Source organism: Sphingobium sp. SCG-1, from assembly GCF_002953135.1.
Lineage (GTDB): Bacteria > Pseudomonadota > Alphaproteobacteria > Sphingomonadales > Sphingomonadaceae > Sphingobium.
In genome coordinates this window covers 1,402,406-1,423,419 of the sequence record NZ_CP026372.1, presented here as the reverse complement: position 1 = coordinate 1,423,419, position 21,014 = coordinate 1,402,406, and the positions used below count along the sequence as shown (strand labels likewise).

At 61.5% G+C, this 21,014-nt stretch carries 19 protein-coding genes and 3 pseudogenes; 10 read left to right on the top strand and 12 right to left on the bottom strand.

The window, feature by feature from the left end; translation table 11 throughout:
- Positions 1 to 26: 26 nt before the first annotated feature.
- The 4 genes from C1T17_RS06370 to C1T17_RS06355 form a co-directional block, all read right to left on the bottom strand.
- Positions 27 to 1,403, bottom strand: coding sequence for an MFS transporter (locus C1T17_RS06370; protein ID WP_189338514.1), 1,377 nt, complete (start codon positions 1,401 to 1,403; stop codon positions 27 to 29).
- A gap of 76 nt (positions 1,404 to 1,479) precedes the next feature.
- Positions 1,480 to 2,949 (bottom strand): NAD-dependent succinate-semialdehyde dehydrogenase, encoded by a 1,470-nt coding sequence (locus C1T17_RS06365; protein ID WP_104952723.1) that lies wholly within the window; start codon positions 2,947 to 2,949, stop codon positions 1,480 to 1,482.
- Positions 2,950 to 2,953: 4 nt separating this feature from the next.
- Positions 2,954 to 4,174, bottom strand: coding sequence for an iron-containing alcohol dehydrogenase (locus tag C1T17_RS06360; RefSeq protein ID WP_104952722.1), 1,221 nt, complete (start codon positions 4,172 to 4,174; stop codon positions 2,954 to 2,956).
- A gap of 1 nt (position 4,175) precedes the next feature.
- Positions 4,176 to 5,273 (bottom strand): Ldh family oxidoreductase, encoded by a 1,098-nt coding sequence (locus C1T17_RS06355; protein ID WP_223262834.1) that lies wholly within the window; start codon positions 5,271 to 5,273, stop codon positions 4,176 to 4,178.
- 138 nt (positions 5,274 to 5,411) lie between these two features.
- Here C1T17_RS06355 and C1T17_RS06350 point away from each other — a divergent pair, with 138 nt between their 5' ends.
- Positions 5,412 to 6,122, top strand: coding sequence for a GntR family transcriptional regulator (locus tag C1T17_RS06350; protein ID WP_104952721.1), 711 nt, complete (start codon positions 5,412 to 5,414; stop codon positions 6,120 to 6,122).
- Positions 6,123 to 6,147: 25 nt separating this feature from the next.
- On the opposite strand, the gene C1T17_RS06345 is transcribed toward C1T17_RS06350, so the two are convergent.
- Positions 6,148 to 7,047 (bottom strand): LysR family transcriptional regulator, encoded by a 900-nt coding sequence (locus tag C1T17_RS06345; protein WP_104952720.1) that lies wholly within the window; start codon positions 7,045 to 7,047, stop codon positions 6,148 to 6,150.
- 99 nt (positions 7,048 to 7,146) lie between these two features.
- On the opposite strand from C1T17_RS06345, the gene C1T17_RS06340 reads away from it, so the two are divergent.
- From C1T17_RS06340 to C1T17_RS06325, 4 genes and pseudogenes are all read left to right on the top strand, one after another.
- Positions 7,147 to 8,259, top strand: coding sequence for an S-(hydroxymethyl)glutathione dehydrogenase/class III alcohol dehydrogenase (locus C1T17_RS06340; protein WP_104952719.1), 1,113 nt, complete (start codon positions 7,147 to 7,149; stop codon positions 8,257 to 8,259).
- Between the two features lie 30 nt (positions 8,260 to 8,289).
- Positions 8,290 to 8,692, top strand: a pseudogene (locus C1T17_RS06335) (VOC family protein).
- Positions 8,693 to 8,859: 167 nt separating this feature from the next.
- A complete protein-coding gene (locus tag C1T17_RS06330; RefSeq protein WP_104952718.1) occupies positions 8,860 to 9,753 on the top strand; it encodes a LysR family transcriptional regulator in 894 nt (297 codons plus the stop codon).
- Between the two features lie 116 nt (positions 9,754 to 9,869).
- Positions 9,870 to 10,775: an alpha/beta hydrolase gene (locus tag C1T17_RS06325; RefSeq protein WP_189338513.1), complete on the top strand. Its 906-nt coding sequence runs from the start codon at positions 9,870 to 9,872 to the stop codon at positions 10,773 to 10,775.
- On the opposite strand, the gene C1T17_RS22095 is transcribed toward C1T17_RS06325, so the two are convergent.
- The 4 genes and pseudogenes from C1T17_RS22095 to C1T17_RS06310 all read right to left on the bottom strand — a co-directional run bounded on the left by C1T17_RS22095 (position 10,772) and on the right by C1T17_RS06310 (position 12,899).
- Complete coding sequence (locus tag C1T17_RS22095) at positions 10,772 to 11,023, bottom strand: hypothetical protein (RefSeq protein ID WP_223262833.1); 252 nt, start codon at positions 11,021 to 11,023, stop codon at positions 10,772 to 10,774. The genes C1T17_RS06325 and C1T17_RS22095 overlap by 4 nt on opposite strands.
- Positions 11,024 to 11,058: 35 nt before the next feature.
- A pseudogene (locus C1T17_RS06320) lies at positions 11,059 to 11,484 on the bottom strand (glutathione S-transferase family protein); the annotation flags it as partial.
- Between the two features lie 40 nt (positions 11,485 to 11,524).
- Positions 11,525 to 12,445, bottom strand: coding sequence for an NAD(P)/FAD-dependent oxidoreductase (locus C1T17_RS06315; protein ID WP_104952715.1), 921 nt, complete (start codon positions 12,443 to 12,445; stop codon positions 11,525 to 11,527).
- Complete coding sequence (locus C1T17_RS06310) at positions 12,435 to 12,899, bottom strand: Rrf2 family transcriptional regulator (protein ID WP_104952714.1); 465 nt, start codon at positions 12,897 to 12,899, stop codon at positions 12,435 to 12,437. Before C1T17_RS06310 ends, C1T17_RS06315 begins: the two co-directional genes overlap by 11 nt.
- Before the next feature lie 92 nt (positions 12,900 to 12,991).
- On the opposite strand from C1T17_RS06310, the gene C1T17_RS06305 reads away from it, so the two are divergent.
- Complete coding sequence (locus tag C1T17_RS06305; RefSeq protein ID WP_104952713.1) at positions 12,992 to 13,702, top strand: SDR family NAD(P)-dependent oxidoreductase; 711 nt, start codon at positions 12,992 to 12,994, stop codon at positions 13,700 to 13,702.
- Between the two features lie 150 nt (positions 13,703 to 13,852).
- On the opposite strand, the gene C1T17_RS06300 is transcribed toward C1T17_RS06305, so the two are convergent.
- Entirely contained in the window at positions 13,853 to 14,377 is a 525-nt protein-coding gene (locus C1T17_RS06300; protein ID WP_104952712.1) for an isochorismatase family protein, read from the bottom strand.
- A 141-nt stretch (positions 14,378 to 14,518) separates the two neighbouring features.
- Positions 14,519 to 15,583: an alkene reductase gene (locus tag C1T17_RS06295; RefSeq protein WP_104955041.1), complete on the bottom strand. Its 1,065-nt coding sequence runs from the start codon at positions 15,581 to 15,583 to the stop codon at positions 14,519 to 14,521.
- 714 nt (positions 15,584 to 16,297) lie between these two features.
- On the opposite strand from C1T17_RS06295, the gene C1T17_RS06285 reads away from it, so the two are divergent.
- Positions 16,298 to 16,528, top strand: coding sequence for a helix-turn-helix transcriptional regulator (locus tag C1T17_RS06285; RefSeq protein WP_104952710.1), 231 nt, complete (start codon positions 16,298 to 16,300; stop codon positions 16,526 to 16,528).
- Positions 16,529 to 16,631: 103 nt separating this feature from the next.
- Positions 16,632 to 16,796, top strand: a pseudogene (locus tag C1T17_RS20965) (JAB domain-containing protein); the annotation flags it as partial.
- Positions 16,797 to 16,839: 43 nt separating this feature from the next.
- Here the strand turns inward: C1T17_RS20965 and C1T17_RS06275 are convergent.
- Complete coding sequence (locus C1T17_RS06275) at positions 16,840 to 18,591, bottom strand: DUF885 domain-containing protein (RefSeq protein WP_104952709.1); 1,752 nt, start codon at positions 18,589 to 18,591, stop codon at positions 16,840 to 16,842.
- Positions 18,592 to 18,768: 177 nt separating this feature from the next.
- Here C1T17_RS06275 and C1T17_RS06270 point away from each other — a divergent pair, with 177 nt between their 5' ends.
- Together C1T17_RS06270 and cysK are read left to right on the top strand one after the other, a co-directional pair.
- Entirely contained in the window at positions 18,769 to 20,094 is a 1,326-nt protein-coding gene (locus C1T17_RS06270) for an MFS transporter (protein WP_104952708.1), read from the top strand.
- Positions 20,091 to 21,008 carry a cysteine synthase A gene (gene cysK / locus C1T17_RS06265; protein WP_104952707.1) on the top strand — a complete coding sequence of 306 codons (918 nt, stop codon included), beginning with the start codon at positions 20,091 to 20,093 and terminating at the stop codon, positions 21,006 to 21,008. Before C1T17_RS06270 ends, cysK begins: the two co-directional genes overlap by 4 nt.
- The last annotated feature ends 6 nt before the right edge of the window (positions 21,009 to 21,014 follow it).

The following is a 21,014-nucleotide window of genomic DNA, read 5'->3' as shown; positions in this document are numbered from 1 at the left end:
AGAAAGACGGATTGCCGAGAACGGCGCTAGGCCTCGTGGTTCGAGACCAGCCGGCCCGTTGTCTTGAGACGCTCTTCGCTGAGCGAGTAGAAGCTGAGGCAAAGGATCGTGAGAATGTTGATCAGCACGGGCAGCAAAGCCATGATGGCATAAATTGCCTCGATGGCCGATTGTGGCTGCGCCACGGGCCTACCCTGCGACTGGACGTATCCCGCTGCGCCTAGGATCGCGCCAACCAGCGCGATCCCCAGCGCGCCCGAGAGTTTTTCGGCGGTCGTGAAGAATCCTGCGTAGATGCCCTCGCGGCGTTGACCGGTCCTGCGGTAGTCATATTCCATTGTGTCGGGTAGAAGGGATTGTCCCATCAACACCGCACCGCCGCCCGATGCGCCTATGACGAGCGCTCGCAAGAGAATGAATACCGACGATTCGCCGGGTGTTGCAGCCAGCCAGGAAAGATAGGCAGGGATGCCGAGCAATAGTGCTGCGATGAACGTGTTCCGCTTGCTACCTGTCCAGCGTGCAACCTTGAGCCAGAGTGGCTGCGAAACTATCGTCCCTAGCGAAAATGCAAGGAAATACTGGCCGAGATAAGCGTCCGATAGCTTGAGTACATAGGTAAAATAGAAAGCGAACACTGACTGAATGCCCATCAACAGTAGTGTTAGGAATTTCGCTGCAATCAGCACCACGAACGGGCGATTGGAAAGAATCGAGTGAATTTGTTCGGCTATTGGCAGGCGCGAACCCGGTTCCGACGGTGCGAACGGCGCATTTCGAGTATAGTAAAAGCTCGCCCAGGCCGAGGCGAGGATGAGCGGGACGAACACCAGGGCCATTGCGAGATAGGCCTTCGATCCACCGCCGAGTGCCGCCAGAAGCATAGGGCCGATGACGGCTCCCGCGATCGCGCCCAACCCAAGGGCATAGACACGAAAGCTCATGAGATACGAGCGCTCATGGTAGTCGGTGGTCATTTCCGCGGGCATCGCGAGGTATGGAATATTGAAGACGGTATAAGCAATAGCGTAGAATAGGAGGACCCCACCGACATACACTGCACGCAAATCCGCGTCGGTGAACGACGGGATCGTAAACAAACCGACGACCGACATCGCCAAGAGCACGCCCCCCAGAATCAAATAGGGTCTACGCCTGCCTCTTTTATTCTTCGTTCTGTCTGACGCATATCCCATCAAAGGATCGAGAATGGCATCGACCAGCTTGGAGACGGCGATCAGCGTCGACGCGAGCGCGGCCGCCACCCCGACCTGATCGGTTAGGTAGCGCAACAAGAGCACGTTGCATGCCATGAGTACCATCGCTGGAGCCAGCGTGCCTAGGCCCCAGCCCACGCAAATCGTCCGCGATAACCGGCCTGCGGGCGCAAGTGGCTTTGTCATATGCGATCGGCTCCGTAGGGAATGGTGACGGCGCGATGGCGAACGCATCCTTCAGCCGCATGGGACGAGCGGGACGTCACCAGTCGGTCGCGATATACTTCGCTTCCATGAATTCAAGGATGCCGTGATGCGCGCCCTCGCGACCCAGCCCGCTCTGCTTCACCCCTCCAAACGGAGCCGCCGGGTCTGAAACAAGGCCGCGATTGATCGCGATCATTCCCGCCTCAAGCTTTTCCGAGACGCGAAGCCCTCGTCGCAGGTCCTCCGTGTACACATAGGATACGAGGCCATATTCGGTGTCATTGGCGAGTTGGATCGCCTCTTCTTCCGTATCGAAGATATAGATTGGTGCAACTGGGCCGAATATTTCCTCGCGCGTAATGTCGGCATCGGCGGGCATGTCGAGTAGGACCGTCGGTGCGTAGAAGTATCCGGCGCCATCAATCGGGCTGCCGCCGCAGACAATACGAGCGCTGCGTCGCACGGCATCCTTGACGAGCTCGTCAACCTTGCTGACGGCCTTGGCGTTTACGAGCGGTCCGCAATCCGTGGAAGGATCGGCGCCCGGCCCGACCCGCAGCCCCTCCATCGCCTCTGCAAAGCGCCGACTGAACTTGTCTGCCGCGCCCCGTTGCACATAGAAGCGATTGGCCGCTGTGCATGCCTCACCCCCGTTACGCATCTTTGCGATCATCCCGCCCGCGACGGCCTTTTCAATATCGGCATCGTCAAAAACGATGAAGGGCGCATTGCCGCCGAGTTCCATTGAGCAGTTTATGACTTGATCAGCCGCCTTGCGCAGGAGGATGCGGCCGACTTCTGTTGAACCGGTGAAGGACAATTTGCGCACTCGTTTGTCGCTCAGTAAAGCGTTGACGACTTCGCTCGTTGCCGATGAGGTTATGATATTGATAACACCGGCGGGCACTCCCGCCTCGAGGCACAATGCGCCCATGGCGTAGGCGGTTAGCGGCGTCTCGGTCGCCGGCTTGAGGATGCATGTGCATCCGGCCGCGAGCGCCGGCGCGATCTTCCGGGTCGCCATAGCGGCAGGAAAATTCCAGGGCGTGATCAGCAAGGACACGCCTATGGGCTGGTATTGAACCAGGATCCGGTTCGCACCGCCTGGAGCGATCGCAAGGTCACCGCTGATCCGCACAGCCTCTTCGGCGAACCAGCGGAAAAACTCGGCCGCATAGAGCACCTCGCTACGCGCATCCTTGAGTGCCTTGCCGTTCTCGAGCGAAATCAATCGCGCCAGCTGATCCGCATCCCGGATCATGAGTTCAAAGCATCGGCGCAGGATCTCGCCACGTTCGCGAGGCGCCGTAGCGGCCCAGCCTTCTGCGGCGGCTGCAGCTGCGTCAACCGCGGCGGCAGCGTCGGCGACTGTCGCGTCGGCGACGTCGTTGATGTGCTCGCCCGTCGATGGGTCCTCCACGGAAATGCGGCCAGTTTGGCCGCCCTGTTGCCATGCGCTTCCGATCAGCAGGTTGTTAAATTGCGCGTACGGAATATCTTGGATGGATTTCGAGGCAGATTGCACGCGGTCACTCCGACTTAAAGTGATGCGACGCGCTCAGCGCGTCACGCAGGATCGAGGCAGCTCCGGCCAGATCGAGATCGCGACGATTATTCTCGACAAGCCTCGTTGCCAGGATAGACCGCTCCGCGAGCCACTCGACATCCGCCTCGGACACGCCCAGCGCATCGATACCAACGGGTATGCCGATGTCGGCGAACAGTTTTCTGACGGCAGTTATTGCGGCTCCGGCTTTGTCGCCGTCGGTCACGCTGTCTTCTACAAGGTCGGCGATTTCCTCATATATTTCTCTGGCGACCGACACGTTGAACGACATCGTGTAAGGAAGGAGAACGCCGATGCCGAGACCGTGAGCGGTGTGGGTGAGAGCGCCTACCGGATATTGGATGGCGTGCGCCGCCCCGGTGCCAGCGGTGCCAAAAGCTAAGCCGGCGAGTGTCGAGGCGAGCATGACCGCGCTCCGCGCCTCAATATCTCCTCCCTCGCGGACAGCCGTGGGAAGCCAGCGGAAGAGCAGTCGGATTGCTGATCGGGCGTAGTGATCGCTCAGAATATTTTTACCGATAAAGACCCGCTTGAAAGCGATGTCCGGATCAGGTGGCCGGCGGACCGCGGCGAAGGCTTCTATGGCGTGCCCCAAAGCATCAGCACCCGAGATCGCGGTGAGTGATGACGGGCAGGTTAGCGTGAGTTCGGGATCGCAGATCGCGGTATGCGGGATCAGCTCAGGGCTGGAGATCCCGACCTTCATCTCCCGCTGAGGATCACCAATGACGGCCACAGGCGTCACTTCCGATCCCGTGCCCGACGTAGTCGGCACAAGGATCAATGGCCTGATGGCGCTTGGCACCTTAAACTCGCCATAATAGTTCGAGAGCGGTCCGCCATGGGACAGCAAAAGGCTTACCAGCTTTGCGAGATCAAGACAGCTTCCGCCGCCAATGCCAATCAGAACATCTGGATCGAAGGCCGTGTAGCGTTCGACACAGGCGTAAATGCCGTCAGCCGGCAGTTCGGGCTGGGTGTCGCCGAATATCTCGACTTCAAGGCCATGGGCGCGCAAATCAGCAGAAATTTCCGCCATCAGCGGGGCGTCCGCGAGCCTGGAGTCGGTGCATATCAGCGCCCGCGTACCGAGGCTGGCTGCGGCCATCCCAATCGCATGCCGCTGTCCCGCGCCGAACAGGAGCCGAGAGGGTGCGCGCGTTACGCCCAGTTCAAATTGCATATCAGCACCCGGAATGAGTTGGGACGAGGTCGGGGCGGCGAGCGAGGTCACATATCTGAGTCCAGACCTTGGCGAGAATTTCGATGTCGCCTGACTGCCGCGCGGCCACTGCCATCGAGGCACGGTCGCCTGGTATCGACACACTGCGCTTTGGATCCGCCGGGGGCGAGGCCCGGAGTTCATCGAGAAATCCTGAAACCAATGGCCCAACATTCTGCGATGGCTCGGCGACGATGAAGACGTCACCCTTGTTGCACTCCGTGTCGGAGTCCAGTGTGCCCGTCACCTGCCGGCCGATGGCTGCACCGGTCAGGCTGGTGACAAGCACCTCGAAGGCTAGACCAAGCGCGTATCCCTTGGCTCCTCCGAATGGCGCGATGGCACCGCCTTTGGCCGCCATCGCGTCAGTCGTTGGTTCTCCATCGGTATCTAGCGCCCAGCCTGCCGGGATGGGCTCGCCACGATTGGCATGATCATGGATTTTTCCCATAGAAACGGTACTGGTGGCCATGTCCAGAATGAACGGAGTAGGCTCAGCAGGGACGCCTATGGCGATAGGGTTAGTGCCGAGCATGGCTCGTCGGCCACCCCAGGGATGGACCAGCGCTTCGCTGATCGTTAAACCGAGAAAGACTAGGCCTTCGCGCGTCGTCTTCTCCGCATACCAGGCGAGCATGCCAAGGTGATTGCAGTCGCGGATGGCCGCAATAGCGACCCCGCTCTCACGCGCCCGCTTCGAAATCAGATCGAGCGCGGTCAAAGCCACTACGGGGCCGAGCCCATTGCGGCCATTTACCCTTAGTATGTTGCCTGACCATTGGTGTTCGCCCGCCGTCACCGGATCTGTCACTCCGTTCGCGATCCGCTCTATGACCCTCGGCAATCTCAGCAGACCGTGGGAATGATGACCCTTAAGTTCTGCCTCCATGAGCAACGAAGTCTGTTGCTCCGCGTGGGCTCGTGGAACTCCGGCAAGGGTTAGCGCCTCAACGCATACCTCCTCCACAAGGGCAATCGGAACACGATGCCCGTCGCCCGTCGAGAAGCGAAGCGAACCTCTCGCCAGCGAAGACACGGTTACGGCAGCTTGTTGACTCAATATTGCCTCCCCGCAGGCCCATGGAAAGGCCGATGTTCGAATGTCGAGGGGCACCTTGAGATGCGCCCATTGATCCGAATCCGATCGGATATCGTATATAAGGGATGTAAATCTGCGTCAACCTGCTAAGGAGAGCTCATGTCTCGATTCAGCCAGCTCAGCTTGTCAGGCTCCCCTAGCGAGGAGTTCGCCCTGCCCCGCAGAAATGCGGTGGGCGACGATGTCTATGAAGCCCTTCTGACCCAGCTCATCACCTTGCGCATTGCGCCAGGTGAGCGGATCTCGGTCGATGCCCTCGTGCGCGATTTCGGCGTGTCGCAGACGCCGATCCGGGCGGCGCTGATCCGGCTCGAGACCGAGGGGCTCGTCCTGCGCAAGCATAATGCGGGCTACAGCGCCGCGCCCATCCCATCGGGCGAGCGCTTCCGCGGCATGTATGAGTTCAGGATGATGCTCGAGCCTGCGGCGGCCGCGCTCGCCACCGAGCGCATGAATGAGGCCCAGCGCGCCGAACTCACCGCGATGATCACCGCCATGGAAGCCTGCCTCGCCGAGCCCGGCGATCCGAGCTATGGCCGCTTCGCGATCCTCGACGCGCGCTTCCACGAAATCATCGCCGAAGCCTGTGGCAACGAGAATATCATCGAGGCGCTGGGACGCATCTACGCCCATATGCACCTCATCCGCCTCGGGCATCAGACCGCCGTCACGGAGGCCGCCGTCAAGGAGCATGCCGCCATCTGGACGGCAATGGCTGCCGGTGATGCCAACGCCGCCGCCGATGCCATGCGACACCACATCGCCGTCAGCCAAACACGCATGGAACCCATCTATAAGCGATATCGATAAGAAACCCGCGAACTGCGCGCCCGCCCTATGACCGTCCATCCGAGCCACTCGCCATAGCCAGGGGCCACTCTGCGTGCAGATGTTCGACGAGGCGGCTGATCTTGGGAAGCAGGTGGCGGCGCTGCGGGTAGACCGCCCATATTGGCTCTTCGACCGGCTGGCTCGATCGCAGTATCGACTGTAGTGCGCCGGACTTGAGGTAGGGAAGCACATAGAATTCCGGCAGCTGACAGATGCCTATCCCGGCGAGAGCCGCGTCAATGACAGCCATTCCACTGTTGCAGCGCCACCGTCCGCGTGGCCGGTGAAAATATTCCTCGCCCGCGACCTTAAAATGCCATGCGGCCGCAGTTCCCGTGAGACATTCGTGCTGGCCGAGGTCGCTCACATGGAGGGGGGTCCCACGGCGGCTCAGATAATCGGGCGAGGCGCATGTGTAATGCGCGCGAGACGCGATACGGCTTGCGATAAGGCGCGAGTCGGCCAGTACCCCAGTTCGCACTGCGAGGTCGAAGCCTTCGCCGACGAGATCTACGATGCGACTGCTCAACTCGATCGTCACACTAATCCTTGGATGCCGCTCGCAAAAACGGCGGACGATAGGGGCGAGGAACCGCTCACCCATCGTCGCGGAGCATGTGATCCTCAGCTCGCCCTGCGGTTCCCCGCTGGCACCGACCATCGCGAAGGCCTCGTCGCGTTCGGTGATGATCCTTCGGCAATGGTCGAGCAAGGTTTGACCTGTGCCGGTTAGGCGAACCGAACGAGTCGTACGCAGGAGGATCTGGCTTTGGAGCTTGGCTTCCAGGCGCGCGATAGAGCGGCTGATATGCGCAGGCGAAACGCCGAGAGTTCGCGCCGCGCCAACGAAACTCCCCGCAGTGGCGACAGCGACAAATTCCTCGATTCCATCCCACCGATCCATCAGTGATTATTCCCACAGAGTAATAATGTCTTGCAAATAGCCGGGATTATCAACCGCAACTAGAGTGCTAATAGAAAAATAGATGGAGTTTGAGAGTATATGAAGACCCGAGCCGCTGTGGCCTTCGCGCCAAAGACACCGCTTGAAATTGTTGAGATCGACCTGGAGGGGCCGAAAGTCGGCGAGGTGCTCGTCGAGATCATGGCGACCGGGATCTGCCATACCGACGCCTATACGCTGGACGGCTTCGACAGCGAAGGAATCTTCCCATCGATCCTTGGCCATGAGGGGGCTGGCATCGTGCGCGAGGTCGGCGCCGGCGTCACCAGCGTGGAGTCGGGCGATCATGTGATCCCGCTCTACACGCCTGAATGCCGCCGGTGCAAAAGTTGCCTTTCCGGCAAGACCAACCTGTGCACCGCGATCCGCGCGACCCAGGGGCAGGGGCTGATGCCCGACGGCACATCGCGCTTCAGTTACAATGGCCGGACCATCTTCCATTATATGGGCTGCTCGACCTTCTCGAACTTCACCGTCCTGCCTGAAATCGCGGTGGCGAAAATCCGGATGGACGCGCCTTTCCAGAGCAGCTGCTATATCGGCTGCGGCGTGACGACGGGCGTCGGCGCGGTGATCAACACCGCGAAGGTCCAAGTCGGCGACAATGTCGTGATCTTCGGTCTGGGGGGCATCGGCCTCAACGTGATCCAGGGCGCACGCCTCGCGGGCGCCAACAAGATCATCGGGGTCGACATCAATCCCGACCGCGAGGCGTGGGGCCGCAAGTTCGGCATGACCGACTTCCTCAACAGCATGAGAATGAGCCGCGAGGATGTCGTCGCCAAGCTCGTGCTGATGACCGACGGCGGCGCTGACTATAGCTTCGACGCAACCGGCAACACCGAAGTGATGCGTACCGCGCTCGAGGCCTGCCACCGCGGCTGGGGTACCTCGATCATCATCGGCGTCGCCGAGGCCGGCAAGGAAATCGCCACGCGCCCCTTCCAGCTCGTCACCGGACGCAACTGGTGCGGCACCGCGTTCGGCGGCGCCAAGGGCCGCACCGACGTACCGAAGATCGTCGACATGTACATGACCGGCAAGATCGAGATCGATCCGATGATAACCCATGTCATGGGGCTGGAAGAGATAAACACCGCGTTCGACCTCATGCACCAGGGCAAGTCTATTCGCTCGGTCGTGGTCTTCTAACGAACATCTCACATAGTAAGTAGAGTTTTCATGGCTGACGCATTGATTTCAGGTGACAACGTCTTCTCGCACATGTTCATCAGGGCGAAGGACATGGACGCCTCGACCAAGTTCTAATGACGCCGTACTGGGTACGCTCGACATCAAAAATCTCGGACCGTTCGGCGACTGGATCCTGTACGGTCGGGACAAGCCGGCGTTCGTCATTGCCAAGCGCAGTAATGGCGAGGCGCCCTCGAGCAACGGCACCACCGTTGGCTTTGCTGCGCAGACGAAGGCTGAGGTGCATGCTTTTCATGCAGCGGGCATTGCAAACAGCGGCACCGTTGAAGGCGCTGCAGGTCCGCGCAGTCATCTGCCCGGTGCCTATGCCTCCTATCTTCGAGATCCGGCAGGTATCAAGATCTGCAACTACACCTTCACCGGCGAGTGATCGGCGACCGGCGCCTATCGGAGGCGCTGGGATCTACCTCGCCCTTCGCTTCTTAGGAAAGATCATGAGCCTCGAAACGGTCTCGACGAACATCGCCTTCGGTATTGACTGTTTCGCGAGCGAGGCGAAGTGTGCAGCTATCCGTTCGACTGTCCTGCAGGTGAAACATGGATCTCGTGGCGCTTGCCGATTTCAACCTCGTTGCCCGCCACGGCGGCTTCAGTAAGGCTGCCCGCGCCGCAAATCGCCCCAAGGCAACGCTGTCGCGCCGGGTGGCGGAGTTCGAGGCGGGCTTGGGCCTGCGCCTGTTCGAGCGGGGCGGCCGCGATCTCAAGCTCACCGAGGAGGGGCGCGCACTCCACGAACGCAGTGCCAAGCTGCTGACCGATCTCGACGAGACCGTCGCGGCGATCGCCTCGGGCGGCGAGACGCCGCGCGGGCACATGAAGATCAGTGCGCCGCTGCTTTTCTGCCAGATCGCGATGGGCGAGGTCGCGGCCCGGTTCTGCGCCGCCTATCCCGAGGTCCAGCTTGAGATCACCACCGAGGACCGGGCGGTGAACATGGTCGAGGAAGGAATCGACCTCGTCATCCGGATCAACCCCGCTGCCGACGACAACCTCATCGGGCGAGTTTTCCTGCGAGACTATCAAGTCGTGGTCGCTCGTGCCGGTCTGGCGCGACCTTCTTCACGCAAGAGCGTACCGGCGATCGTGCGCGGCACCGACTGGAAGCAGACCAACTGGCGTCTGCGCCACGGCGGCGACGGGATCGAGAAGCTGGAGATCGAGCCGATCCTCTCGCTATCTTCGCTGGTCATGGTGCGCGATGCCTTGCGCCAGACCAATGCAGCGGCGGCCCTGCCCTATTCGCTTGTCCATAACGAGGTTGAACGGGGCACTCTGGTTCTCTGGGGCGAGCTCGACACGCCGGGTACAGAGCTGTGGGCGCTCTACCCGTCGCGGCGCCTGCTGAGCTCGCGCGTCTCCGCGTTCCTCGACCATCTCAAACTCACCTTCCCCACGGGATCGGCTGACGAACTGGCCGCCTTCGTGCGCTGATGTCGCGCAAGCCAGCTTAGTCCCACTGGTGGAACACTGCGTTCAGATTGATGCCCTGCCGCTGGTGGCAGCGGGACGCTACCTTCGGTGGCAGTTACCAACCGAAGGATAATATCATGAGCATCATCCATCACGACGAGGCATTCCGCGACCGTGCCGCCATGCTGGCGATGCGGGCCATGATGGGCCTTTCCGGCAGCTTCTCGATAGAACCGGGCGCGCGCGAGGCGTACGACCAGCTGATCTCCCGCACGAAGATCGCCGATGGTATCGAGACATACCCAGGCAAAGTCGCCGGGATGCCCGGTTGGTGGGTTTCGCCCGCCGGCACGCATGTCGAAGACGGCGCCATTCTCTACGTTCATGGGGGAGGATATGTTCTGGGCAGCGCCGAGGCATATCGCGGACTGGCAAGCCAGATCGCCATTCGCGCCGGTCGCCCGATCTTTGTCATCGACTATGCGCTCGCCCCGGAAAATCCGTTCCCGGCAGCCTACGACGACGTGAGCACGGCCTACGCAGAGCTCGCAAGCACCACCGGCGGCAAAGTTGCTCTGATGGGCGACTCGGCAGGCGGCGGCGCGGTGCTCTCGGTCGCGATGAACCGCGCCGAAGCAATTCCTGCACCCGTTGCGATCGTCGTATACTCCCCGTGGGTCGATCCCGCTCTCGAAGGGGAGAGCGTCGAGGGCCTTGGCGATGTGGATCCGATTTTGAACCGGCAGTCTCTGACCGATGGAGCACGGCAGTATCTTGCTGGTGCGGATCCCAGCGATCCTCGCGTCAACGCGTTGAAGGCCAATTTCGCCAAGCTGCCACCCGTGCGGATCGATGTCGGCGGCGACGAGATCCTGCTCGATGATTCGCTGCGTTTCGAAGCGGTAGCGGGCGAAGCTGGCCGCCAAGTCGAAACCCATGTCTGGAAAGGCATGGTTCATGTCTTCCCGACCAATGTCGCGATGCTGAAGGCATCGGCTCATGCGCTCGATGGAACTGCCGAGTTTCTCAAGCGGCAATTCTAATCGGCTCCGCACGCCCCAACGTCTCTCGTCGGATCAGCTGCGACGGGAGGCGCGGGCAGCGCGCTTTTACCCGTTCGACGGTGGACACACGTCGCAGAGACCCTGCGCGACCGCCAGCAGCGGTGCGGGGAACGGCACGGGCGTCGCACTCGGCCTTCCCGGAACATCGCATACCATCGGGTCAGGACCGGACAGTTCGGAGGTACTGGAACGCCGTACAGCCCTTCGGCGAACTGTAGCGTGGGCATGGCGATACAGTCGGCAATGGTAACGTGGTTCCCGGCTAGGAACGGCCCTCCGTCTCGCCGGCCAGCCTATCGAGCATTCCCAAGCGACCATGATAGGCGTTCGCCGCGGACGTTGCCGCTTCGATTCTTTGCGGTTCGCGCCCGACAAAGGCAGGACTGCCCTTGTGACACCAGATGCCGAATTGAAGCGTGGCCTCGTCGATCACCGCAACCAGTTCACGTGTCCGTGCACGGGCCTGCGGCGTCTCGCACAGCAGGCTTGGCGCTGGCCAGTGCTCTTCCAGATATTCAAGGATCGCAATCGAAGACCGGATCAGCGTGCCGTCGTCGGTCTGCAGGATCGGCACAGTGGCGAGCGGACTCAATCGTTCCAGCTCCGGCGGCGGCGAGCCCTCCATAAGATTGGACGCAACTTGGCCGATCTTGGTAATCCCATTTTCTACAAGGTAGATGCCGACGCGGCGAGGATAGAGTCCCCAAGCGAGTTATAGAGCGTTATCATTATCGTGCAGCCTCAGCGGCGAGTGGCGCGAACACGAGCGACTGGTGGAGCGAGATGCCCGCCGTCACACCGTCCGCTGCAGCCCAGCTCGCATTGTGCGGTACTCGGGCTATATCACCCGCTGCATACACTCCCGGCACGCTGGTCAGCTTGCCGGCGTCCGTGCGGACGACGGGCCCGAACGGGCCATCGTCGAGCGTGCAGCCGAGCCGCTCGGCGATCGGGCTGTTCAACTTCGAACGCGGGGCGAGGAACAGTGCGTCGATCGCAACCTCGCGCCCATCCTCTAGCTGCAGTGAGGACAGCGCTTCTCCGGCGCCCTGCACCCCGAGGATCGGCGCGGATTCGATCGCTACGCCGCGTCCATCGAGTATGGCACGTGCCTCCGTATCGGGTACCGCATTGCCGTTGAGGTAGAGCGTGGTTGCCCCCCAGTCGGCGATCAGGGCCGCCTGGTGCGCCGACAGGGGCGCGGTCCACAACACGCCCAGCTTACCCCCGCCATGCTCGTAGCCGTGGCAATATGGGCAATGGAGCACGCTGCTTCCCCAACGCTCGGCCAAGCCGGGTACGTCGGGCAGGATATCTGCGATGCCGAATGCCAGCACCAGCTTCCTGCCCGTGAGCGTCTCCGCTCCAGCCAGGGTCACCTCGAACTCGCCATCGGCGCCGGAGACGTCGGTCACCTCGCCTTTGATCATCCGTACGCCGGGATACGCTTCAACCTGCGTTTTCGCACCGGCTATCATTGCTAGCGGCTCGGCTCCGTCCTGACCGAAGAACCCATGCGAGGCATCGGCGAAGCGGTTGCGCGGAGAGCCGGAGTCGATGACGCAGACGGCCCGCCGCGCACGCGCGATGTGGATCGCGGCCGACAGGCCCGCATAACTTCCACCGACTACGATGGCGTCAAAATGCATGAGTGATTTCCCTATCTTCGGACTTGCCGCTGGCGAGCATGCGACGATGAAAATCAGCGCTCAGTTCGGCCAGCGTCACGGCGGCAAAGCGATCGAGCAGCAGGGATTGCGCCGCATCGAAGGCGCTGCCGAGCGCCGTATTGACAGCTTGTTCGACTAGGCAACCGGGGGCATCGGTGCGGTTGCCCATGGCGAAGAGTTCCGGACTGTCGAGCGCGGTGTAGATGTCCCGCAGGGTGACCTTCGAAAGATCACGCTTGATCGTCCAGCCGCCGCCATGACCCTTTTCGGATCTGACCAGACCGGCATCGCGAAGGCCAGCCATCGTCCTCCGCATGACGACGGCATTGGTGCTCATGATCATCGCCATCGTCTCCGATGTGACCGGACCATCTATCTCGGCCATGTGCAGCAGAACATGCAGCACACCCGACATCCTACTATCGCGTCTCATGCCTCTTTATATGTTACGTGAGTTTCGCTAGGTCAAGCGACGGGTGCAATTCATGTTCTTCAGAGCACGCCTCGAACAAAGGAAAGCGCAATATGGCGGATGAACAAAGACCGGTGGCCGTGGTGGTCGGGGCCGGCGCGGGCAACGGTGCTGCGCTGGCGGAACGCTTCAGCCAGAGCGGCTATCAGGTGGCCCTGCTCGCGCGGGGAGCCGAGAAACTGCATGCGATGGTGTCGCAGATCGCGCATTCGCGAGCTTTCACATGCGACGTGGAGGATGCGGATTCGATTGCGCGAGCATTCGCGCAGATCCGCGACACGATGGGACCCGTCGAAGTGCTGCTCTACAACGCCGGATCGGGGGTGTTCGCCACCATTCAGGAATTGTCGCCGGCGGACTTCGAGACTTCTTGGCGGATCAACGCAATGGGTCTCTTGCTGTGCGCGCAACAGGTCATCCCGGCGATGACCGAGAAGGGTTCCGGTTCGATCATCGTCACCGGCGCGACGGCGTCCCTGCGCGGATCACAGAAAACCACCGCCTTTGCACCCGCAAAGGCGGCGCAGCGAAGTCTCGCCCAATCCATGGCCAAATCACTCTGGCCGCTGGGAGTTCACATCGGGCTGCTGATCGTCGACGGCGTGGTCGATCAGCCGGCCGCGCGATCGATGATGCGCGATAAACCGGACGACTTTTTCGTGTCACCCGATGGCGTCGCGCAAACGGCCTGGGCGCTGCATTCGCAGGATCGCCAAGCGTGGAGCTTCGAAGTCGAGGTGCGACCCTACCGCGAGAACTGGTAAGACACGCCTCGCACAACCTCCAGCAACTGAAGAAAGCGAGGCGGAACGGCATTGCCGAGCCACCTCGTCGCGGCCATGCTCTTAATCAACAGGGCGCATCAAATACGCAGTCGGCAGGATCTGTGCGATCTGCTGACCTTCCGGCGTCGATCAGTCCTGCGTCAGCTCGGCCACGATCGTGTTCGTGACCGTCATCTCGACGCCTCCGCGGTCGAGCCGGTGCCGCGAGATCTCCTCGTTGATCCTGTAGGGTGAGCTGGAGGCGTCCATCACGGCCTGCACCTCGTATTCCGCTTCGTGCGCGCTGATCGCAGGCAAGACGAGGCAGATATCGGTGGTGATTGCGCCGATGATGAGCTGCTTGCGACCCGTTTTCTCGACAGCGCCGCGGCAGGCTCGATCTTGCCAAGCATTGATGACCCCGCTGCGCAGAACACGCTGCTCGAATTCCTCGGGGAGCACCCGCGAGAACCAGTCGTGCGTGGGGCCCTGCACATGGTCTTCCTGACTCGCGGTCAGCACAATTGGCATGCCCAGCACCTTGGCTGCCTTGGCAAGCACGACCGCATTGCGGAGGGCCTCGTAGGCCGGAGTGGCGTTCGCCAGTTGCAGCGTGCCGACCTGATAATCGACCAGTAGCAGAGCGGCATCGGCGGGTTTGAAATGGTATGTCATCGGAGTTGTCCGATCATGTTCGTGATGAGGAAGTTGCCCCGGGCTCAAAGACTGGTCGGCACGAGGCGTAACCCCCTCTGACCGGGATCTCGCAGGCAGAAGCGGAGGCGGGGCCAGGCCGGACTCAGCCCCGCCGCGGGATCAGGCGTCCTTCAGCACGGGATAATCGACGTAGCCTTCGGCGCCGGCGCCGTAGAACTTGTCGTACTTTACCTCATTGAGCGGAGCGCCGGTCTTGAGGCGAGCGACCAGATCGGGGTTCGACAGGCTCATCACGCCAATCGACTCCATATCGGCCGTGCCGGCGGCGATATCGCTGCCGACCTGCTCGCGCGTACGGCTCGGCCGATTGACGATCAGGGTGCCGGAGAACCGATCTCGAATGTCGGATAGCAGCTGCTCGTTGCCGCCGTGCAGCAAGTGGATATAGGCGAGGCCGATCTTGTTCAGCTGCTCGGCGAGGTAGCGATAGACCTCGTCGTTTCCGCTACCCTCTTCGATGCCGCCCATCGGGATGCCGGGCGAGAGGCGGATACCGCTCCGATCGGCGCCTATCGCATCAGCGATCGCCTGTGCGACCTCGACTGCGAAGCGCGCGCGGTTTTCGATCGAGCCGCCATAGACATCGGAACGGGCGTTGGCGTTCGGCGCGAGAAATTGGTGCACGATATAGCCGTTCGCGCCGTGGATCTCGACCGCGTCGGCGCCGGCTTCGATCGCGCGGCGCGCGGCGAAAACGAAATCTGCGATGGTCTGCCCGACCTCCTTGGTCTCCAGTGCACGCGGCTCGGGAATGTCGAGCATACCGCTCGCAGTGAACATTTCGACTCCGGGCGCGATGGCCGAAGGCGCAACGGGCTGGCGACCGTGCGGCGTGTTGCTGGGGTGCGACATGCGGCCCACATGCATGAGCTGGATGGCCAGCTTGCCGCCCCCGGCGTGCACCGTGTCCGCGACTTCACGCCAGCCCTTGACGTGCGCGTCGGTGTAGATGCCCGGCGTGGTCAGATAGCCTTGGCCGTCGTCCGAGGGCTGCGTGCCCTCGGTGATGAGCAGGCCCATAGAAGCGCGCTGCTGATAGTATTGCGCCGCGAGAGCACCGGGCGTGCCGTCGACCTTGGCGCGGCTTCGGGTCATGGGGGCCATGGCAAGCCGATGCGGCAGGCTCATGCGGCCAACGGTGATGGGGGTCCAGATATCTTTCATGGCGAATAGTCCTTCGGAAAGGTGACGCGCCAACCAAGATCGACCATCGATCGAAGCGCGTCCCATATCCAAGAGATAACCCGCCCATGAAAGGCGCGGCAGTGCCTGGATTTGAACGCAGCGTCTCGCTGATGGAACGAAACTATCCCATTGCAGGTGAATTATCTTCGCCCTTGATCCAAAAGACGATCATGGATTGCAGAGCGCATCTCCTGCATTTCATAAGCGATAAGGTCCGCTACGTAATCGATGGCAGGATCGCCGTCAGTGCACGCCCGGTGCCCCGGAGAGAGCCCATCGATATCGAATTCATGCGATTGGTCCTTGCGGTTTCGCTTTTGCTGTTCAGGTCGGGAGGTGCCTTTCGACTACGGCGGGCCCATCATCGCTTTTCAATCGTGTGGCGAAAAATTCTCCTGCACGGATTCGGCAGCACCTAGGGCGCACCTAGCATCGCAGGTGATCGAAACCAGCGAACAAGGTAAATCCACCAATGTGCCGCCCTTCGTATCCATTTTCCCGACGCGTGCCTGAAACGTCTTTCGCAGACCCAAATTGCATAGCATCACGTCCATGCAGGACCGTGAGGCAACAGGCCTCCGCGATCGAAGTGGTGCTCGCAGGTGACGTGTTCAGACGTCAACTGCCCCGCGATCAACGATTAAGTAATAATCGGCACATCGACTTTGGCCGTCGCTGCCGAGGGAGGCTGCAATGGCAGAAAACAAATTCCTTACGCCGGAAGAGGTCGCTGAGCGCTACCGTGGCGGCATCTCAGTCGGAACACTCAGAAATTGGCGCGCAATGCGTCTTGGCCCGTCCTTCGTCAAAGTTGGTAAAGCCGTCCTGTACCCTATTGATGCCCTTGATGCGTGGGACGAAACGAATAAGGTGCCTTGCCGTGCATCAAGGCGACTGTCGGATACGGTGAGTGATCGAGCGTGATGATCACGATGGGACATCTAAAGCAGCCCCCGGTTACCGGCACCACTTTCGACGAGCACAGCAAATTATCCAAAAAAGTTAACCACTTGGAAACCGCGCTTGCGTGGTGCATAACCACCCAAGCGGCGCGCCGGAACCCAGCCGTCAGGATATCGAGATCACGAAACATATCGTGGAAGCGGGCAAGCGGCTGAATATCCAGGTGCACGACCACATCATCATCGGCAGCCAGGGCCACAGCAGCTTTCGGACCTTGGGGCTGTTGTAGACAGTGTACCCTCTCCCGCGAAAACGGAAGAGGGTTCAAGGCTTTAGAACACTGCCTTCGGATCGCCGCCCATCATCTGTGCGCGGACGAGGGGGATCGGGGGACCGCCGTAGCTCAGGAACTGGTCGTGGAACGTCTTCCAGGCCGCGCGACCGCCCTTGTCCTTGGTCCAGTCTTCGCGAAGCTTGCGGATCATCAGCTTGCCCATCGTGTAATTGAGATAGGCCGGATCATAAGTACCGCGCGCCGCCTGCTGCCGGGCATTGCCTTCATCCTGATAGCATTGCTCGACGAACATCTTGCGCGACTGCTCCTGCGTCATCCCGCGTGCGTGCAGGCCTATGGCGGAGAGGAACCGGCAATTGCGCAGCAGCGCGTTGCTGAGCTGGCCGATGTGCGTCTCCGGGTCGCCATTGTTGAGGCCCGCTTCCCACATCATCTCCTCGGTATAATGCGCCCAGCCCTCCGCGAAGGCATAGCCGACGAACACCTTGCCGAAGGTGAATTTGGAGCGGTTGGCGTGGAGGAAGTTCAGGAAGTGACCCGGCCAGACTTCGTGGACGGAGGTGAACATCAAGTCCTTCTCGCCGGGGATATAGCCATCCCGCACTGCCTTCGACCAGCTCGGGTCCGGCGGCGAGATATAATAGACCGAGGGCAACCCTTTCTCATAGGGGCCGGGGATATCGATATAGGCGCTGTTCTGGCGATTATAGGGCGGGGACTCCTCAACCTGCGCTTCTTCGGTGCCGGGGATGGAGACGAGATCCTTCTCCGCAATGAAGGCTTTGAGGCCGGGCAATTGCTTGCGCGCGGCTTCGACTACGCCGCCTTCGGGCTTGTGCGTATTCATCTTTGCGAAGCACGCCGGGATGGTCGCGCCCGGCGCATATTGGGCGCAGGCAGCTTTCAGCGCATCCTGATTGCGCTTGAGGTCGGCCTGACCGATGCGTTCGAGTTCGTCGAGCGACACGTCAACCATTTCGGTGTCGCGCACCATCTTGGCGAAGCGATCCGGGCCTAGCGCGAAATCCTGCGTAGCCTTGGCGCGGCCGCTTTCGAGCCAGTCGGCAAGGTCGCTCATCGATTTGGAGGCGGCGGCGGCGGCTTCGTCGAACTGCTTCTGGAGTTCAGGGTCTTTCACGGACGCGAATGCGGTCTTTGCGTCACCCTTATAGTAGCTCGCCAGTCCAGCGAACCCGGCCTTGCCATAGTCGATGAAGCTCAGGGGCATCGGCATTTTGAGATTGGCTTTGATCTGCGCCGCTGCCGTCGGCACGTTGCGGGCGAAGGCGATGAACGCCTTCATCCGGGTCGTGGCATCGGCATAGGGCCGCGCGATGTAGACATTGGGGTCGAGGCCGTTGCCGATATAGTAGGCCGGGTTAGTGTGCGGCTGATCCGCGTCGGCCAGCCAGAACAGCTTGCCGCGCGCAACGGCGATAAGATAAGCGCGCTCGAACGTCTGCTCCTTGGATAGTTTCTTAGGGTCGAACGCTTCGGCTTTGGCGATGCTGTCCTTCAGATAGGTCGCCGATGCGGAGAGGCCCGCGTCGCTCCAGTCGGGCAGCTTGCCGTCATATTCATGGCGGCCCTGATAGATGGCGAAGAACGGATCACGCTTGAAATAGCCGTCGAGGAAGCTTTGCGAGAAGGCGGCCCATGCCGGGTCGGCGGCGCCCGCGTCGGTGACGGTCACGGCCTGCTGATTGGCGGGAGCCTCGGCGCAGGCGGAGACGAGAGGCAAGGACAAGGTGGCGGCGGCAAGGAACAGGGCGACGGGCAGGCGGCGCATCAATCGGTATCTCCGGAGTAAGATGATTCGGGTGTATTACCACACCATGCCACATTCTCCGGGAAGCGACAGGGGCAGTCAGAGCTTCACTGGACGATATCTGATGTAAGTGGATTCGTGCCGGCGCAAAGCATAAGCATGTTGCTCCCCACCGAGTGCACCGCCTAGAGGGGCGACATGGCCTTGATGTCCCCCGACCATCCGCTGCGTTTCGCCAATTTTCGCGCTTACCTGATCGGCCGTGTGTGCGCGGTGCTGGCACAATATGCGATGATGATCGTGCTCGGTTGGCAGGCGTATAACATTGCGCGCGAAACCATGGGGACGCAGGGCGCGGCGGCGCAACTGGGGTTGATAGGGCTGGCGCAGTTCCTGCCCCTGTTCTTCCTGACGCCGGTGACGGGATGGGTTGCGGATCATTTCGACCGGCGCATGATCGTGCGATGTACGCTGCTGCTGCTCGTCACGGGCGCGGGGCTGCTGAGTTTCGCGACGTACGAGGGCTGGGTATCGCTGCCACTCATCTTCGGGATCGCCGTGATCGTGGGCATTGCCCGGGCGTTCAACGGGCCCGCCTTTGGCGCGCTTGCCCCCAATCTGGTGCCCAAGGCGACGTTGCCGCGCGCCATCGCCCTATCCAGCGTCGCGTGGCAGTCGGGCCAGATCATCGGTCCGGCCGTTGGTGGCTATGCTTATGCAGCGGCACCCTGGGGTGCCTATGCCTTGAGCGCAGCGCTTTATGGCGTGGCCCTCATCGCCATGCTGATGATCGGCAAGGTGCCGCAGGCTGCGCGAGACACGACGCGGCATCCCATCCGGCAGATGATCGACGGGTTAACCTATGTTCGGCAGAATCGCTTTTTGTTTGCGACGATCACACTGGATCTCTTCGCGGTGTTGCTGGCGGGAGCGACAGCGCTACTGCCGATCTATGCCCGCGACATATTGCACGTCGGCTCCAGGGGACTGGGCCATCTGGCCGCAGCGCCGGCCGTCGGCGCGGCCCTGACCGCTTTGTGGTTTGCGTTTAGACCCATGCAGCGGGAAGTGGGCCTGAAGATGCTCATCGCTGTCGTCGTATTCGGTGCCTCCACCATCGTGTTCGGCCTGACCGCATTTCTCCCCAATGACATTGCAACTGAGGTGGCGCTGGGCGCTCTCCTCGTGCTCGGCTGTTCGGACATGATTTCCGTCTATGTCCGCACCTCCCTCATCCAGTTGCATACGCCGGACGAGATGCGTGGACGCGTCGGAAGCCTGTCGCAACTCACCATCTCCGCCTCCAATGAACTGGGTGAAGCGGAGTCGGGCTTTCTCGCTGCGCTGATCGGGCCGGTTGCGGCGGTGATCGCGGGCGGGATCGGCGCGATCATCATAACGCTTGCATGGTCGCGGCTCTTCCCCGAAATCAGGCTTGCACGCAGCTTCGACCCACCCGACATACGGCCGACCGGAGCATCACCCGAACCATCCGTAAAGCAGGTCAAGGAGACGACGACATGAAGGCATCCAGCATATTGGAGACCATCGGCAACACGCCCCATATCCGCGTGAACCGCCTGTTCGGCGACGCTGAAGTGTGGATCAAGTCGGAGCGGTCGAACCCCGGCGGGTCGATCAAGGATCGCATCGCGCTGGCCATGATCGAAGCGGCCGAGGCAACGGGCGACCTGAAGCCTGGCGGCACGATCATCGAGCCGACATCGGGCAATACCGGCGTGGGCCTGGCTATGGTGGCGGCGGTGAAGGGCTATAAGCTGGTCCTCGTCATGCCCGAGAGCATGTCGATCGAGCGGCGGCGGCTGATGCTCGCTTATGGCGCGTCGTTCGACCTCACGCCGCGCGAGAAGGGCATGAAGGGCGCGATCGAGCGCGCGCTGGAACTGATCGACCAGACGCCGAACTCGTGGATGCCGCAGCAGTTCGAGAATCCGGCGAACATCGACGTGCATGTCCGCACGACCGCGCTGGAAATCCTTGCCGATTTTGCCGAGACGCCGCTGGACGCCATCGTCACCGGCGTCGGCACGGGCGGGCATATCACCGGGGTTGCGCAAGTGCTGAAAGGGCAATGGCCTGCGTTGAAGGTGTTTGCGGTGGAGCCGACGCTCTCTCCCGTCATCAGCGGCGGGCAGCCGGGGCCGCATCCCATTCAGGGTATCGGCGCGGGCTTCATTCCGACGAACCTGCATACGCAGTTGCTCGATGGCGTAATCCAGGTCGACCCTGCGGTTGCCAAGGATTATGCGCGCCGGTCGGCGACCGAGGAAGGCATATTCGTCGGCATTTCTTCGGGCGCGACTTTGGCGGCGATTGCGCAGAAGCTGCCGGAGTTGCCTGCGGGCGCGAAGGTGCTGGGCTTCAATTATGATACGGGTGAGCGTTATCTCTCGGTGCCGGACTTCCTGCCGGAGTAGGCGAAC